This window comes from Marinomonas sp., assembly GCF_965225885.1.
Lineage (GTDB): Bacteria > Pseudomonadota > Gammaproteobacteria > Pseudomonadales > Marinomonadaceae > Marinomonas.
Genome location: NZ_OZ245329.1, coordinates 509,968 through 527,372 on the forward strand (window position 1 = coordinate 509,968; position 17,405 = coordinate 527,372).

A 17,405-nucleotide genomic window follows, 5' to 3' on the forward strand; every position below is an offset into this window, starting at 1 on the left:
GTTATTTAGCAGCGTTAAGGCTTTTATTTATGCGTTTATACTCTCCTTATACAAATCTAAATCTTTTTGTATTACTGTTTTTAAGTGTTATTTCTATGGCGTCTTACGCATCAGATCAGCCACAAGGAAGAATTTTACTGATTGTATCAGGAGCGATAGATGCCGCAACCCCAGAAAAAGAATTGGTTTTTGATTTGGCTATGTTAGGAACCTTGCCACAATATTCCATTGCAACTCATACTCCATGGGCAAAAGGACTGCATACTTACCAAGGTTTTTCTGCTGTCGACCTATTACAACGCTTAGGCAGTTCAGGCACACTTTTACAGATCACCGCTCTGAACGAATACATGACTGAAATTCCGCTGAGCGACTTTGTTGATAATGGCGCTATTTTCGCGACTCACCAAGATGGAAAGCCTATGAGCATAAGAAATCTCGGTCCTATTATGGTGATATATCCATTTGACGAGCATGAAAAGCTTAAATCTGAATTGTTTTATGGTCGTTCAATATGGCAAGTGAATCGCGTTAAAATAATGATGATAACGGAATAGAATGATGCGTTTTTTTCAAAGTAATAACTGGCTATTTAAGTTCAAATTATGGGTGTTGTATGGCTTCATTGCTTTTATTATCGCTGTCACCATTGCTGTATTCGGTATTATTACTTACACAAGTGACAGTTCGAAAAATAACGGTCGACGCATATTCGAAAGTTCATTATGGAATGCATTGCAGTTACAAGTTCAGTCATATCGCTTTCTAAATTATTTAATTGCATTGGACGAGAGTAATTTCCCTCTTAACGGTAAGGCTTTCTTTGAATATGACTTGTTAATGAGCCGAGTAGACTTGCTTAGACAAAGTGACGTGGGTTCTTTGATTCGAACCTTTGAAAACGGACGCACAACCAGACTATTGAATATTATTAATGGTGAATTGGAACTGCTCAGTTTTAATTTATCTAAAATAGAGAGTGGCGACACGTCCTACTTACCAGACTTAATTGAGCGCATTCAACGTCTTGAGGATCAAATTAATGAATTTGTCACTCTCGTTAACAAAGGCAGCAACGAATACATAAGCAATCAACATCGGAGCTTGCAGAAGAACTTAGATGATATTCAACTACTCTCGGTGGCATTGCTGGCTTGCTTGTTATGTTTCTGTTTTTTTACCATCAAAGGACTGGCTGAGCTTAAAAGCGTCATCAATCGCAACAACAATCTCAAGCTTGGCATCCAAACGGTTAACGAGGATAAAGTCGATTTGCTGTCCTTTGTTAACCAAGAAATACGTTCCCCTATTAATGCCATTCTAGGAACGGCTAAAACGTTAAACAACACAACATCGCAAAGTGACACAAAAGAACTTACAAAGCATATTGAAGAGTCAGGCCAACAACTGTTGCAAACCATCGAAATGCTCTCTGATTTCGCGCTTATTGATGCCCAAAAGCTAACACTTATTCCAACCACCGAACATCTACAAAATAGTATTGAGAGTTACCTCGCTATTTTTGAGCCTCAGATGACGCGCAAAAATTTGCAGAGCATCGTCTATATTGACCCCCTTTTGCCTAAATACATCAGCCTAGACTTTATCAGAACCAAAGAAATCATCGTTGCGCTGCTGCAAAATGCCATTACTCATACGCCATCCGGTAGTATCAGCTTACAGATTAGACCCTCATCGCTAAATGCACCTCAAATAACACTAGCGACCGACACACAAGAAACGAGAATTTTACAAATAGCCATCAGAGACACAGGGCTAGGCATGCCAAATGAATTACAACAACATCTAAGAATCAACCCATCTCTCCCAATGCAACAAGAAGGGCCTCTGCCCAGCAAAGTAGGCTTGAGTTTGGCGTTATGTCATAAATTGGTTTATCTAATGGAAGGCGAGCTACATTTTTCCTGTGCCCCACAACAAGGCTGTGAGTATTGGGTAGACATACCTTTCCACATACCAACGCATAGCCCAAGCAGTGACGAAATAATAAAACCACCAAGCTTTCAATGCCCAGACCAGACGCAAGCATTAATCATTGAAACAGACGTGCACCTAGCTAAAATTATTAGTTTGCAGCTGGCAGCGTTTAATATCGATTCGTTTATCTCAAAAGACGGTAGCATGCAAGAATATAAAGACTGCGACCTTGTTATTTTAGGTAATACGCCTAAATTCGAACGCGACGGCTATGACGCACTGCAGCAATGGAAAGCCAAGTCTTGTCCTGTACTTGGCTATAACTCTCAGGCCATAATTCACGCAGAATATCCTATTATTCCAATAAGCTCTCCATTAACTCAAAGCCAACTAGAACCGCTTATTGCCGGGCTATTTTCCTCAAAAGGCACAGAAAAATGATTGATCACGCACACCTAGACTCTCTGATTAAACTACTAGGAAAAGAGACAATTAACCATATACGCTTAGAATTTGTTGATGACAGCAATGAGAAAATAGCTTTGCTATTAAAGGCTTGGGACAACAGAGACTATAAGGAATTGAGGCACGTGAGTCATTCGCTCAAGTCCGCAAGCTTAAACATGGCGATGCAGATGTTTGCTAAACAATGTCAGTTGATTGAAGAAGCCGCGACACAGCAAAACAATCAAGGTATGCAAGCCATCATTGATGACCAGCCAACCATTCATAAAGCATCCCTCAAAGAACTTGAGATGTACTTTTCCAATTAAACAGATCTAAAGTTAGATTGACCAGCTAAAGTCTGTGGCTTCAATAAAAGTCGCCACAAAAGATTCCAAGCCTGCTTGGTCAATCTCAGAAAAACGACCGACCTTTGGACTGTCCATATCAAACACCGCGACCAGCTTGCCGTCGACGACAACAGGAATGACAACTTCACTTGCCGACGCCGCATCACAGGCGATATGACCATCAAAGGCATGCACATCTTCAATACGTTGGGTCTGTAAAGTAATCGCCGCCTTGCCGCACACACCGCGACCAAATGGGATACGAGTACACGCCACTTTGCCGACATACGGCCCAAGCACCAACGCCTCACCGCGAGCGAAATAAAAACCCGACCAATTTAAATCCGTCACGGTTTGCATCACAAAGGCTGAAAACTGCGCAGCATTACAAATAAAATCACGCTCTCCACTGAGCAAAGCGGCTAGTTGAGCATTCAACGCTTGATAAGACTCTTCAACAGAATCTGTAGAGTGGGTTTCTATGGTAAACATCGAATTTCACACCAAATAAAGCAAAAAAACGATAATAACAAAGAGTGAAAACGACAGGGAGGAAATAATAAGAGAATCAACCTCTTGGCGGATGAATAGATTTCATATCACCAAGAGATTGAATATGAGGCTTAGTTCTTAGAACCAACTTCCCCAGTAAGATCATTCACATTCACGTGACGAACATCAACACCTTTCACCATGAAGATTAAATGCTGGCAGGTATGACGAGCATGATCGCCAATGCGCTCTAAGGAACGCAATACCCAAATCACGTTAATCACACGAGAAATACTGCGTGGATCTTCCATCATGTAAGTCACCAAAGAGCGCATCGCCGTGTTGTATTCTTGATCCACAGTACGATCTTGCTTCGCTACCTTGATAGCCGCTTCAATATCTAATCGAGCATAGGCGTCTAAAGAGTCATGAATCATACGAGACACCATTTGACCGATGCGGTTGATCTCAACATAACCACGAGGAGATTCACCTTCATTAATCAGATTCAATGTCAGGTTAGCGATTTTCTTCGCTTCGTCCCCAATACGCTCAAGCTCACTTACTGCTTTACTGATCGACAAAATCATACGCAAATCAGATGCCGCAGGTTGGCGTTTTGCCAAAATACGGCGGCACTCTTCATCAATCAAACCATCTAGCTGATTCACCGTCGCGTCTTGGTTTTTCACGTCTTCCGCCAAAGAACCATTAGCATCAAGCAAAGCTTGAATTGCGTCTTGCACTTGGTTTTCAACAACACCACCCATGGTCAAAAAGTGTTGGCGAAGCAATTCCAGCTCGTTGTTAAACTGCTGAGAAATATGATCCGTTGTTAATTCTTTCATAATGCGTCCTCCGCCTAGCCGTAGCGGCCCGTGATGTAGTCTTCTGTTTGTTGTTTGCTTGGATTAGTGAACAAGGTGTTCGTATCGCCAAACTCAATCAAATCACCCATGTACATAAACGCTGTGTAATCAGATACTCGAGCTGCTTGCTGCATGTTGTGTGTCACAATCGCAATGGTGAACTCGTTTTTCAACTCATGAATCAGTTCTTCGATCTTCAAGGTTGAAATAGGATCCAACGCTGATGCAGGCTCATCCAACAATAATACTTCCGGTTTTACTGCAACCGTACGAGCGATAACTAAACGCTGCTGCTGACCACCCGACATACCCAAAGCGCTTTCGTGTAGACGGTCTTTTACTTCGTCCCACAAAGCCGCAGAGCGAAGTGCCCATTCAACCGTTTCATCAAGCAGACGCTTTTTATTAATGCCTTGAATACGAAGGCCGTAAGCGACGTTTTCGTAAATGCTTTTTGGGAACGGGTTTGGCTTCTGAAATACCATACCAACGCGACGACGTAGCTCAGCCACATCTGTGCCTTTCGCATAGATGTTCTCATCACGTAGGTTAAGTTCACCCGTAATACGGCAACCATCTACCAAATCATTCATGCGGTTAAAACAACGCAATAGCGTTGATTTACCACAGCCAGAAGGTCCGATAAACGCCGTTACCTTTTTCTCTGGAATGACCATGTTAACGCCTTTCAGCGCTTCTTTTTCACCGTAATAAAGATGCAAGTCGTTTACGGCTAGACAAACTGTTTCTTCTTCAATGCGCAACGCCTGTTGGCTACGCTGCATTGCTGAAATATCAATTGAGTGTGTTTTAACGTCGCTCATAATAATCTCTTCTCCGCCGCTTACATTTCCAGCGATTTGTATTTTTCACGTAAATGATTTCGAATCGTTACTGCTGATAAGTTTAGCAAAGCAATAACCACCACAAGCAATAAAGCGGTTGCGTACACAAGTGGTCGTGCCGCTTCAACGTTCGGACTTTGGAAACCAACGTCATAAATATGGAAACCTAAGTGCATGAATTTTTGATCCAAGTGGATGTAAGGATAATTCCCATCCAATGGCAATGATGGCGCCAATTTCACTACACCAACCAACATCAATGGAGCCACTTCGCCCGCTGCACGTGCCACAGCCAAGATAACCCCAGTCATAATTGCTGGACTTGCCATTGGCAATACAACGCGCCATAAGGTTTCGGCTTTCGTCGCACCCAGTGCCAAGCTGCCTTCACGAACATTACGAGGAATACGCGACAAGCCTTCTTCGGTTGCCACAATCACCACAGGCACGGTCAATAACGCTAGCGTAATAGACGCCCACATCAAACCACCGGTACCAAAGGTTGGTGATGGTAAGGCTTCTGGGAAGAACGCTTGGTCAATACCGGAGCCTAAGAAGTAAATAAAGAACCCTAAACCAAACACACCGTAAACGATAGAAGGTACACCCGCTAGATTGTTTACCGCGATACGAATAATACGAGTCACCCAACCTTGTGACGCATATTCACGAAGATAAACCGCGGCAACCACACCAAATGGCGTTACCAGAACCGTCATCAATAGAACCATCATCACCGTACCGAAAATGGCTGGAAACACACCGCCTTCTGTATTGGCTTCACGAGGCTCGTCCGATAAGAACTCCCACAATTTAGTAAAGTAGAAACTCATCTTCTGACCAACGTTCATCGCGTTAGCACGGTAAGCATGTACGATTTTCGCCACTGGCATTTCATGCACAGAGCCGTCCATCACTTGTACAACAAAAGTATCGCGGTTGATTTTGGCATAAAGGTCAATCAAGCTTTGCTGAAGGCCTTTGTACTCTTCATCGTATTGACCACGTTCTGCAGCAAGATCTGCCTCTGCCGCCGGGGTCAATTTGTTTTCTAGTTCTAAACGACGCTGTTCAAGACGAATACGCTCAAGTGCGTAGTTGATCTTACCAATGTCTTTTTTCTCAATTTCATGGATCTCATCGAAAATGGCCGAAGCACGTTCGATGCTTTTCTCAAAGGTATTCCAAGTTGCCATAGCCGAATCAGTTGGCGTCAGATCAGTGGTTTCAGAAACAATTTTGCCATCTTCTTTCACGGCTTTAAGGTAGCCATATAAGTTACCCCATTCACGACGCTCAGCGGTGAATAGCATTTCTGGACGCTTAGAATCCGTTAGATATTCGTCGATTACCCAACGAAAATCCGAACCATAAACATCGCGGTTACCAGTTTTCATCAAAGTACGTTGCATCAGTTGATGACGATCTGGGATGTCGATGCCCGCTTCTCGTAACTGAGCCGCTGGCACTTCCACACTTTCAACACGTTCAGCAACAAGATTGTATTCAGATTCACCTGGCAAAGCGTAATGTGTTTCTACCACATCCGCAGGCCAAAAATGCCCTAAACCACGCACAGCAATCAGCAGTAACAAACCCACGACCATGATGACAGAAATCGCCACCGCGCCAGCATTTAGCCACACCCATGGATCACCAGATTTGACCCATTCAGATACGGACTTTTTCTTCATTTTCATTTGAGTACTCATTATAGCGACCCGTATTTTTTGCGTAGGTGCTGACGCACGGTTTCAGCGATTGTGTTCACTACAAAGGTGAAGATAAAGAGCACAAACGCCGCTAAGAACAAGATACGATAGTGAGAACTACCCACCTCAGACTCTGGTACTTCTACCGCCAAGTTGGCCGCTAGAGTCCGCATACCTTCAAAGATATTGAAATCCATAATTGGCGTATTACCCGTTGCCATCAATACGATCATGGTTTCACCAACGGCACGACCCATACCGATCATGATCGCCGAGAAAATACCAGGGCTCGCCGTAGGCAGTACTACTCGAGTCATGGTTTGCCAGTACGTCGCACCCAACGCCAATGAACCTTGAGTTAAGGCTTTCGGCACACTAAAGATGGCATCTTCGGTAATAGAGAAGATGGTCGGAATAACCGCAAAGCCCATGGCAAAGCCCACCACCAGCGCGTTACGTTGGTCAAAGGTGATACCAAGATCATGAGTAATCCAGCCACGAATATTACCACCAAAGAAGTTCAACTCGATGATTGGACTCATCGCCAAACAGAACCAAGCTAAGAATACAATGACTGGAATAAGCAGCAATGGCTGCCAACCTTCAGGCACTAACCAGCGAATTTGCTGAGGTAAACGCGACCAAATATAAGCAAATAATAGAATGCCAACCGGCAGAACGACGAAAATACTGAACGTCGCCGCTAGGTTTTCTTCTAAGAAAGGTGCAAAGAACAAACCGGCTAAGAAGCCCAAAATTACCGTCGGCAAGGCTTCCATCAATTCGATCACAGGTTTGATCTTACGACGCAATGCAGGCGCCATGAAATAAGCTGTATAGATAGCGCCACAAATCGCCAATGGCACGGCCATCAACATGGCGTAAAACGCAGCTTTTAAAGTACCAAATGCCAATGGCATCAGGCTGTATTTCGGCTCGAAGTCATTGTTCGCCGCAGAAGACTGCCAAGTATAAGTCGGTTCTTGATAACCTTCGTACCAGACTTTGCCCCACAAAGACGACCAAGAGACTTCTGGGTGTTCGTTGTCTACATGGAAGAAGTGTACGCCTTTGTTGTCTTCCAGCAACAAACCGTTTGCCCGTGGCGCAAAGCTTATGAGTCGAGCATTGTCATCGCTCAGCTTTTCGTTCAGGACTTGGCGAGTCGAAGTCGCATTGTAAATCGCCACCAAACCGCGTTCATCAAGCGTTGCAAAACCTTTACGGCGTTGTTCCATTGCCAAATCAACTAAAGCAACAGGTTGTTTAACATCGCGAATAAAAGTGAGTTTTTCTTCATTGGTTTGGTCGTTACGCACGTTGAACCATTGGCTCACTCGACCAGAAGAATCCGCCACCATGATAGAAGACTTACCCAATAGATACGTCATCGAAACAAGTTTGGTATTGGTATCGTTGAACAGAGACATTTCATCTTTGAGTTCAATATTATCGAAATCTCGCAGATCAAATTCACTCATGGCACCAGAACGCGTCGCCACATATAGATAACGCTGATCACCACTCAGTAGCATACTGGCCACATCAGACACGAAAGGTAATGGCTCACTTTGCTCGCTCAGCTCAACTTCGCCAGTGATAAAGTTAGCTTCTTTCGATACCTTAGTAATAGCACTGCTCGAATCACCAATCGCCGCCATCGTTAAGCTGTCGCTGCCATCACGAAGCGCTAACTTCTTAATAGCGAAATTCGCCACATCAACAGGCTCTTCACCATAAGGATATTCAACCACTGGAGTGATTTTACGCTCACCGCCAGGGTAAGAAATTTTGTAGTCGTGTTTTACAATCAGCGCTTTACCGTCTTCATAACCAAACGCCATTAGATGGCTGGTATCAGATTCAACAGCAAAAGCAGTGACTTTTTCAGTACGAAGATTTTTAACTGTGTCGATCACGCTGCCATCAGCAACAGAGAAGAAAACGATACTACCATTACTCGCTACTCGCATACCGACTTCAGCTTGTTCTTCTGTCGTTAGGTAGAGACTTTCACCCTGGTCCTTTGCTGGCAACGTATAGCTTGCCTCAGGTTCGATACTGGCGCTAGAAAACAATGGCGCCACTTCATAAAGTAAATAGAAGCAGATTAGAAGCACAGCCAAAATAACACTGCTACCTCCAACAGCAATACCCATTCCAGCCATACGGTCTTTCAGGGCGCGAATTTTACGATGACGCTTTAAAGCTGGCGTATTAAAGTCCAGTTCAGGCATCTGATGGTCAGTTGATTTAGTCATCCGCATTCATCTTTGTTGTGTGACGTTTCTATTGTGACAATAGTGTGACAGTCTACAGCACAGAGAAAAGTAGGAGAGCGTTTCGGCTCTCCTACTTTTAGCATCTCATCCGTAAGCTCGCTAAGGCGTTACTTAGTTAATACCTAGATCTTTCAGGTATTTGTTAGCAACTTTAGCTGGTAGAGGTACATAACCGTCTTTTACGACAACCTCTTGGCCCATTTTAGAAAGAACCATTTTTACGAATTCACGTTGTAGTGGTTCAAGCGGCTTGTTAGGTGCTTTGTTTACGTAAACGTATAGGAAACGAGACAATGGATATTTACCCGTTGCTGCATTCTCAACAGTAGCGTCAATGAAAGCGCCGCCTTCTTTCTTAGTCAAAGGTACAGCACGTACTGAAGACGTTTTGTAACCGATACCAGAGTAACCAATACCGTTAAGAGAAGTAGAAACAGACTGAACAACAGAAGCAGAACCTGGTTGCTCGTTTACACTGTTTTTGTAGTCACCTTTGAAAAGAGCGTGTTCTTTAAAGTAACCATAAGTACCAGATACTGAGTTACGACCAAACAATTGAATGTCGCGTTTTGCCCAAGCACCATCTAGACCAGCTTTACCCCAAGTAGTGATGTCTTCGCTGTGGCCACCCTTACGAGTAGAAGAGAAGATGGCATCCACTTCAGGAAGAGACAAACCTTTGATTGGGTTATCTTTGTGTACGAATACTGCTAGAGCATCGATAGCCACTGGAACGGCAGTTGGCTTGTAACCGTATTTTTTCTCAAATGCTGCAACTTCTTTGTCTTTCATCATGCGAGACATAGGACCGAAGTTTGAAGTACCTTCAGTCAATGCTGGTGGCGCAGTAGAAGAACCAGCCGCTTGAATTTGAATGTTTACATTTGGGTATAGACGCTTAAAGTCTTCTGCCCACAATGTCATAAGGTTCGCTAGGGTGTCAGAGCCAACACTTGAAATATTGCCAGAAACGCCACTTGCTTTGCTGTAAGACATCAAATTTGAATCAACATCTGCAAAAGCGTTAACAGAAACGCCTACTGCCGCTGTCATCGCTAAACCTGCAACTAGTTTTTTCATCACATAAACCTCAGTGGTTGTAGTCAAATATTTATGAGCAACTGCCCATAGCTCGTTCGATGTTTTGTACTATAGGAAAGATATGTGACAGTAATGTTAAAGAATGAAATATTTAAAAAAAAATTATGAGTCTTTACAAAACCAATAGGAAATCAGCGTTGGCTTAATAAACATCAACCACCCACACCTCAGTATTTTTTATCAATTTTGTATCAAGTAACCAGCTAATTTTTGTTAAATGTCTTCTAACTTGCCTTTCGCGCCGCCTGAAATATTCCCAAGCGTGGCGTTATCCAATAGACTAACGATCCGGATTTTATAGGCACTGTGGGCTCATTAAACGTCCGATAAAAAATGATTAAAAACTGTGGGTATTTTAATGTTAAACAAACTGGTCAGTTCGGCTGAGACGATTTCCCATTACATGGGAAGATGCGTTGCTTGGCTTACGTTAGCGATGATGCTACTTACCTGTCTCATTGTGCTTTTGCGTTATGGCTTTGATATTGGTGCGATCGCGCTACAAGAGTCCGTGCTTTATATGCATGCCATGGTCTTTATGTTGGGTGCAGCGTATACCTTTAAAGACGATGAGCACGTTCGTGTTGATGTTTTTTATCGTGATTTTTCTGTCACGAAAAAAGCCTGGGTGAATATCATTGGCGGCCTTTTCTTCCTGTTGCCATTCACTCTTTATACCGCGTATTTGAGCTTTGATTACGTGAGTGCTTCTTGGCGAGTACTCGAAACCTCTCCTGAACCGGGCGGTTTGCCTTTTGTGTATCTACTAAAGACGTTAATTCCCATCATGATGGTGAGTATGATCATTCAAGGCTCGGCTGATATTTTGAAAAATATTGGCGTTGTGACTGCGGCTCGCTCCCCCAATAATAAACAGGCTAAAGGACAAAACTAATGGCTGAATTTATTCCTTTATGGCTGTTTGCCGGCGTTTGTGTTTGCTTGCTGTTCGGTTACCCTGTCGCATTTTCTCTGGGTGGTACAGCGCTTATTTTTGCGGCTGTTGGCTCCATGTTCGGCACCTTTGATAGTGTTTTCCTAGAAGCCTTGCCAAACCGTTTATTCGGTATTATCGGCAATGAAACCTTAATTGCCGTACCGCTGTTTGTTTTAATGGGCGTTTTGCTCGAAAAATCCAAACTGGCTGAAAAACTACTCGACTCCATGGCCATGTTGTTTGGCACCTTGCGTGGCGGTTTAGGCATTTCAGTTATTTTGGTGGGCATGTTGTTAGCGGCGAGTACTGGCATTGTGGGTGCGACCGTGGTGACTATGGGGATGATTTCTTTGCCTACCATGTTGCGCCGTGGCTACGATCCAGCGTTAGCAGCCGGTACTATTTGTGCGACAGGCACCTTGGGACAAATCATTCCGCCATCTATTGCTTTGGTTCTATTGGGCGATGTGATGTCCAATGCGTATCAGAAAGCGCAATTGGAAATGGGAATATTCTCGCCGAAAACTATCTCTGTGGGTGACTTGTTTGTTGGCGCGCTGATTCCGGGCTTAATCTTGGTCAGTCTATATATTCTTTACGTCATTATGGTCGCTTGGTTACAGCCACATAAAGCGCCAGCTGTGCCTAGAGAAGAGTTACGTAATGGCTCAAACGAGTCCTTAGTGATTCAGCTGTTTAAAGGATTGGTTCCGCCTTTGGTGCTTATCTTCGCGGTTTTGGGGTCGATTCTTAGTGGGATTGCGACACCAACGGAAGCCGCAGGCGTTGGCGCACTAGGTGCCGCACTGTTAGCGCTAGGCAGTGGCAAACTGAGCTTTCCTACCTTAAAAGACGCGGTGTATTCGACCACAAAAGTCACCTGTATGGTGTTCATGATCCTGATCGGCGCCTCTTTGTTTTCTTTGGTGTTCCGTGGTTTTGGTGGCGAAGAGTTGATTCAAGATTTCTTCTCACAACTTCCCGGTGGTGTTGTCGGTGCGATGATCGTCGTTATGTTGCTGATGTTCTTCCTTGGCTTCATCCTAGACTTCATTGAAATCACCTTTGTGGTTGTGCCAATTGTTGCGCCAGTGCTGCTAGCTATGGGCTTAGATCCTGTGTGGTTGGGTATTATGATGGCAATCAACTTACAGACATCTTTCCTAACGCCACCATTCGGATTTGCGCTGTTTTACTTACGTGGCGTGGCGCCACCAGAACTGAAAACTCAGTCTATTTATAAAGGCGTAATTCCTTTTATTCTGATTCAAGTTTTAGTGTTAATAATGTTGTCGATCTGGCCAGATCTCGCGACGTGGCTACCTGAACAAGTCTATGCCGACTAAGGATCTCAATATGAAAGCAATGCAAATGAAAGACTACGGCCCAGCCAGCGATTTATCGCTGGTTGAGGCTCAAAAGCCAAGTATCACTACGGACCAAATTTTGGTTCAAGTCGGTGCTGCTGGCGTGAATCCAGTGGACACTTACATTCGCTCAGGCACCAATAATTATTCAGCTAATTTTCCGCATACGCCGGGATCTGACGGCGCGGGTACTATTGTTGAACTAGGTGCTAATGTAACTGGCTTCGAAATTGGTCAGCGGGTGTATTTTAGCCGTAATCTAAGCGGTTCTTCGGCTGAGTTTGCCGCTTGTGCAGCAACTCACACTTATCCGCTGGCAGACGCTTTGTCTTTCGAAGAAGGCGCTTGTTTAGGAATTCCTTACACCACCGCTCATCGTGCCTTGTTTGGTCGTGCTAACGGCAAAGCAGGTGACAAGGTATTAGTACATGGCGCAACGGGCGCTGTCGGCATTGCTACAGTGCAATTAGCCTTAGCGACAGGTATGGATGTGGTTGCCAGTTCAGGAACAGCCGCTGGCGCCGACTTATTACGTCAACAAGGCGTGACTAATATCATTATGCACAATGAGGCGGATCATCTTGCGCCTTATCAATCTTTAGAGGCGGGTTTTGATATTGTTATTGAGATGCTGGCGAACCACAACTTAGATCAAGACTTAAAAGCCCTAGCCTTTGGTGGTTGTGTGGCAGTCGTGGGGAACCGCGGCACGGTAGAGATCAATCCTCGTGATTTGATGGCTCGTGATGCTTCTGTAGTTGGTGTGGCATTAGCCAATGTGAAACCTGCCGAATTGGCCTTGATTGCAAAATCCTTACGTCCGCTGTTTGAAAAAGGCGTACTAAAGCCTGTGATCCGACATAGCTACCCGCTTACTGAGTTAGCTCAGGCTCACGATGATGTCTTAAAGCCTGGTGCGCTAGGTAACCTCGTTATTCGTATTAACTAGAATAAATATTATTCAAACACGGCGCTTTAGAAAACTCTTCATGAGATAAGTGCCGTGTTTGTTTTTCCTCTTTAATCTGCCTTTTTATGCACTTCAAGCTGCCATTTATGCCGTAAAATCCGATATCTTCACAAAAATACGCTACTAAAGCCGCCTTAAGGTCGCTATACTTTCCCACTTATGTTTATTAAAAAGGCACATTTTGACTCAGTCTGATTCCGATGTTTTCAGCCTGCCTATTGAAGCGGACGCCCACGATCATGATTACCATCAGCTGGTGGTTGTGCTTGATGGCAATACCGATTTCGATATAGAAGGCAAAGGCAAGCAATTGCATACTGGCGAAGGCTGTATTCTTCCGTCAGAAAACAGTCATGCGTTTGCGGGTCTGGGTGAAAATCGTATCATGGTCGTCAATCTGCCCATTCCACCGCAAAAAGGCATTACCGACGAAGAATACGAAGTCGTATCTCGTTTATTTGACCAAGCGGCGTACTTTCAGCTCAATCCTCGCTTGCAAATACTGGCTTCAGCTCTGTCTGGTGAATTACAGCAATACCCAAACGATATGATTCTGGCTCGTGCTTGCGGCAATACCTTGTTAAGTGCCATTCGCCACCAAATAAACAACAAAGATGTCCGAAGCCGTGGCAACCATCTTGATATCGATAAACTCGATCAGTTTATCGAGCTAAATTTATCTCGCCGTGTGCATATCGATCAGTTGGCAAACTTCTGCTTTTTGAGTGTCAGCCAGTTTCACGAGCGCTTTAAAGACCGCACTGGCATGACACCGCATCAATACCTAATGCGCAAACGTTTAGAGCGTGCCCAAAGCTTACTCGCCGAAGGCTTCCCACCTATTCAAGTGGCCGAAATGTGTGGATTCTCCAGCCAAAGCGCGATGACCAATGTGTTCTCTCAAACCCTTGGCATTACGCCATTAAAATACCAAAAGCAATTTGGTAATCGCTAACTATTAATTAGTTACTTGCTGCAAATAACACCTATAAAGCTATTATGTTAGCTGATCAGAAAATACTAATATAAATATACCAACCAGAAATACATTAAAAAGGATTTAAAAGTGAGAATAACGCTGTTGAAATTTATTTTTTTATTTTCAATATATTCAAGTCAAGTCTATTCTGAAGTTATCTTTGATATTAATTTTCTTAGGAAAGAAGATGGAATTTCAGAGAAAGAGGGAAAGTACTACTTTGAAGGAAAACCCTTAACAGGAATAACAACCTATTATATCCATCCTGAAAAAGAAAATAATCCTCTTCATAAAAAACTATCCAAATATATTCGATATAAAAACGGAAAAATCATCGAAGAAAGAGATAAAATTGATTTCGACCTGATGAAAATGGCAGAAATATTCAATAAAGCGCAGGACTTATTAATAGAAGGTTCACCCTATACGGGAATTTTAAAGTTTCGAACAACAGAATCAGGTTACAACCGTGACAAAGACAATGATCTATTATACAGATTTAAAAACGGAAAACTGACATACAAAAAAGAAATTGATTACTCTTATACGCCGTCTCAAATAAGAGATGTGATAGACAGTACTTCTTATTGGGACGTAAAAAACAGAAAGATAAAAGCAAGTTACTTTAAAAAATATAACGGCTTTAGTTTAGATAGCGAAATCATTTACTCTTATGGTTACAAAAAAAGATTCAGAGAAGATGATTACAAAGATGGCGTTCTTATCAAAACTACCACTTATGACAAAAATGGAAATGTTGCACTAGAAGTGAATCTTTTTGATCCAGATAAGGTTAGATTTTATAATGTCTCTGAACCCATAAGAATAAAAACAGTTTGTTCTGGAGTTAATTATATAACAAAAGAGGTTTCTGATGACAACTGCTTTTCTACATCCCAGTATTCCGGATCTAGAAAAGAGTATTATGATAAAGACCTCACAAAAATAAAAAGTGAAGAAGAATTTTATCAAGGAAAAAGAATTGGTGTAACAACATATTTTTTTAATGGCATAAAATCTTATGAACGCCATATCGAAAAGAAAAATAGAATCCTTTTTCCATATTGGAAAGGTGTAACAAAGCGATACTATTCAACTGGTGTTTTAGAAAGCGAATCATTTTTTGAAGAAGATAGCCGGCTCATATTTTTAAGAATAAATATACAAGGCGGAGGTAGTAAATTTATGGAGCGGGAGAACTATGATAATAATCGAATCATTAATTCCTATTATCAAACTGGCGAATTAATGCGCTCTATTGATGAGGTTAACAACACAGATAGTCTCTATGATAAAGATGGGAACCTGTTAAATACAAATAAATAGCGGCTGAAAAATTGAATTTTTGTGTCGATCACGGAGTATTCCCCTCTAGTACTTGCTTGAAATCATGATGTGAGAGTCTTATCTATAAATACATACCGTATAGAAAATAATAATATCTATCTAAAAAATCTACGTTAATATAAAGTTCTTTTCCTCTAACCCCGATAGATATAAGTATTATATCTATCGGGGTGTTATTGATATCTAGATATAATTTCTAGGAGCAGCTACTCGTCGATCCATTTTCCAAGAAAATCTCTATTTCTAGAGTCTATAATGTTATCAAGAATATCTAACCCCGTTTCTCCTGAATAATTTCTTATATTTAGATCAAACTTGTTTTTTTGAGAATATAGTAACTCTGTTACTTCCTTAAAATCATCACTTCTCCAATAATATCTAAAAAACGCCATTACAGGAGTATTTCCTTTGCTATCTTGGCGGTTATAATCCAGATTAGGCTGAGAGAATAACATTTTAATAAAGTAGAGATTGCTACTTCTTATTGAGTTATGCAGCGGCGTATTTCCATCTGTTGCAAACGTATTAATATCAGCTCCATTGTCGATAATTAATTGAGCTAACTGTGTTCTTAATTGATCATTAGACTCGTAGTCTACGCCATAACTTCTCGACGTGGAGTTTGCCAATATATTTAATACAGTATAACCCTGTTCTAAGTAGTCCGGATCTGCGCCTTTATTAATATATTGTATAATATAGTTTTTATAGCTTTTTAGGTAACCCAAGTCCAAGCCGCTATTCATATTATAAAAAGTTGACCATAATCGATAACTTTCATCTTCATCAAATTTATCAGATAACTGAAGCTTTAAGTTTTTTGATTGAATTTTCGATTTGAAATCTTCAATATTTTCTTCTGTTTCTCCAAAGAATCTAGAAGCTTGTTGTTCTAGCGCCATTTCGATAGTTTGATGAATATTATTGGTATAGTTTAAGACTAAACCTGTATGTGTGGTAAAATAATTAAAAATTTCTAATGTTCTTGGGTAGTGTTTAGCAACAAATATGTTGTTATATCCATTATCCGGAGAATTTATTATCAAATCCATCAAAGGGGTTTGACGGTAGTTATAATCTTTAATATTCGGATTTAGGTTGGGTTGTTGTAATAAGACTTTAAAAAAATCCGAGCTGTAATAAAGATCACCCGTTTTCCTGCTTTTATCAAAAATTAATGTCATCGCCAAATGAGCAGCCGTTTCACCGTTGGCATTTCGTATGTTTGGGTCTATTTCACCAGCATCAAATGCCTCTCTTAGTAATGTTACTTTGTCTTCATTGCTCTTATCTTGCCAAGCGTTACCTGAATAAATGAGGTGCAAAAGCGTATTGCCGTATTTATTTTGCTTATGCCAGTCGAACGTCTCAGCGGATGAAGCTTTCGCAACTTGCGTAAGGAGAAGACATAGAAGAAAACCAATGACTTTAAATACCTTGTATTGCTGAAGTGTCTTGTCCATGAGTAGAATTGATCCTGAGTGAAAAAGTAAATCACTTTAACATACCACTTAAGTTATGGAAGGAGCGAACTAACAATCTCCATAAAACTCTAATGCACGCACCATTTAGTAGAAGCATTTCCATCGGTTTCCCAAAACGTCTGCAAGAGAATAAATTGCTGCTATGCTTATTCTTGTCCAGTCGGACTTTCTTATAAAAAAAAACGACTTTTTCGAAAGACAATTTATCCACTCTGTCACTAAAGTGTCAGCATTATCCAGACATGCATTTTTTTGATTATGCAGAGTAAAAAATAATCAAAAAGCGCT

15 protein-coding genes are annotated in these 17,405 nt (G+C 42.0%); 8 read left to right on the plus strand and 7 right to left on the minus strand.

Features of this window, described 5'->3' with window-relative positions; genetic code table 11:
* Nucleotides 1-29: 29 nt before the first annotated feature.
* The 3 genes from ACO05V_RS02345 to ACO05V_RS02355 are packed head-to-tail and all read left to right on the plus strand — an operon-like array spanning nt 30 to nt 2,711.
* Entirely contained in the window at nt 30-557 is a 528-nt protein-coding gene (locus tag ACO05V_RS02345; protein WP_421847114.1) for a molybdopterin-dependent oxidoreductase, read from the plus strand.
* 1 nt (nt 558) lies between these two features.
* A complete protein-coding gene (locus tag ACO05V_RS02350; protein ID WP_421847116.1) occupies nt 559-2,379 on the plus strand; it encodes an ATP-binding protein in 1,821 nt (606 codons plus the stop codon).
* Entirely contained in the window at nt 2,376-2,711 is a 336-nt protein-coding gene (locus ACO05V_RS02355; RefSeq protein WP_421847118.1) for an Hpt domain-containing protein, read from the plus strand. Before ACO05V_RS02350 ends, ACO05V_RS02355 begins: the two co-directional genes overlap by 4 nt.
* Nucleotides 2,712-2,723: 12 nt before the next feature.
* Here ACO05V_RS02355 and ACO05V_RS02360 read toward each other — a convergent pair whose 3' ends face one another.
* The 6 genes from ACO05V_RS02360 to ACO05V_RS02385 form a co-directional block, all read right to left on the minus strand.
* Nucleotides 2,724-3,224 (minus strand): GAF domain-containing protein, encoded by a 501-nt coding sequence (locus ACO05V_RS02360; protein ID WP_421847120.1) that lies wholly within the window; start codon nt 3,222-3,224, stop codon nt 2,724-2,726.
* A gap of 131 nt (nt 3,225-3,355) precedes the next feature.
* Nucleotides 3,356-4,072: a phosphate signaling complex protein PhoU gene (phoU, locus tag ACO05V_RS02365; RefSeq protein ID WP_421847122.1), complete on the minus strand. Its 717-nt coding sequence runs from the start codon at nt 4,070-4,072 to the stop codon at nt 3,356-3,358.
* Nucleotides 4,073-4,086: 14 nt separating this feature from the next.
* Entirely contained in the window at nt 4,087-4,917 is an 831-nt protein-coding gene (pstB, locus tag ACO05V_RS02370) for a phosphate ABC transporter ATP-binding protein PstB (protein ID WP_421847124.1), read from the minus strand.
* Between the two features lie 20 nt (nt 4,918-4,937).
* Nucleotides 4,938-6,638, minus strand: a complete 1,701-nt coding sequence (gene pstA / locus ACO05V_RS02375) for a phosphate ABC transporter permease PstA (RefSeq protein WP_421847126.1) — start codon at nt 6,636-6,638, stop codon at nt 4,938-4,940.
* A gap of 11 nt (nt 6,639-6,649) precedes the next feature.
* Nucleotides 6,650-8,911, minus strand: a complete 2,262-nt coding sequence (locus tag ACO05V_RS02380; protein ID WP_421847128.1) for an ABC transporter permease subunit — start codon at nt 8,909-8,911, stop codon at nt 6,650-6,652.
* A 132-nt stretch (nt 8,912-9,043) separates the two neighbouring features.
* Nucleotides 9,044-10,012, minus strand: coding sequence for a PstS family phosphate ABC transporter substrate-binding protein (locus tag ACO05V_RS02385; RefSeq protein ID WP_421847130.1), 969 nt, complete (start codon nt 10,010-10,012; stop codon nt 9,044-9,046).
* A 379-nt stretch (nt 10,013-10,391) separates the two neighbouring features.
* Here ACO05V_RS02385 and ACO05V_RS02390 point away from each other — a divergent pair, with 379 nt between their 5' ends.
* The 5 genes from ACO05V_RS02390 (at nt 10,392) to ACO05V_RS02410 (ending at nt 15,612) form a co-directional block, all read left to right on the plus strand.
* Complete coding sequence (locus ACO05V_RS02390) at nt 10,392-10,928, plus strand: TRAP transporter small permease subunit (RefSeq protein ID WP_421847132.1); 537 nt, start codon at nt 10,392-10,394, stop codon at nt 10,926-10,928.
* Entirely contained in the window at nt 10,928-12,316 is a 1,389-nt protein-coding gene (locus tag ACO05V_RS02395; RefSeq protein ID WP_421847134.1) for a TRAP transporter large permease, read from the plus strand. The genes ACO05V_RS02390 and ACO05V_RS02395 overlap by 1 nt, the downstream gene beginning before the upstream one ends.
* Before the next feature lie 10 nt (nt 12,317-12,326).
* Nucleotides 12,327-13,286 (plus strand): NADPH:quinone reductase, encoded by a 960-nt coding sequence (locus ACO05V_RS02400; protein ID WP_421847136.1) that lies wholly within the window; start codon nt 12,327-12,329, stop codon nt 13,284-13,286.
* A 202-nt stretch (nt 13,287-13,488) separates the two neighbouring features.
* Nucleotides 13,489-14,262, plus strand: a complete 774-nt coding sequence (locus tag ACO05V_RS02405; protein ID WP_421847138.1) for a helix-turn-helix domain-containing protein — start codon at nt 13,489-13,491, stop codon at nt 14,260-14,262.
* 111 nt (nt 14,263-14,373) lie between these two features.
* Nucleotides 14,374-15,612 carry a hypothetical protein gene (locus ACO05V_RS02410; protein WP_421847140.1) on the plus strand — a complete coding sequence of 413 codons (1,239 nt, stop codon included), beginning with the start codon at nt 14,374-14,376 and terminating at the stop codon, nt 15,610-15,612.
* 227 nt (nt 15,613-15,839) lie between these two features.
* Here ACO05V_RS02410 and ACO05V_RS02415 read toward each other — a convergent pair whose 3' ends face one another.
* Nucleotides 15,840-17,096, minus strand: a complete 1,257-nt coding sequence (locus ACO05V_RS02415) for an ankyrin repeat domain-containing protein (protein ID WP_421847142.1) — start codon at nt 17,094-17,096, stop codon at nt 15,840-15,842.
* Nucleotides 17,097-17,405 lie beyond the last annotated feature (309 nt).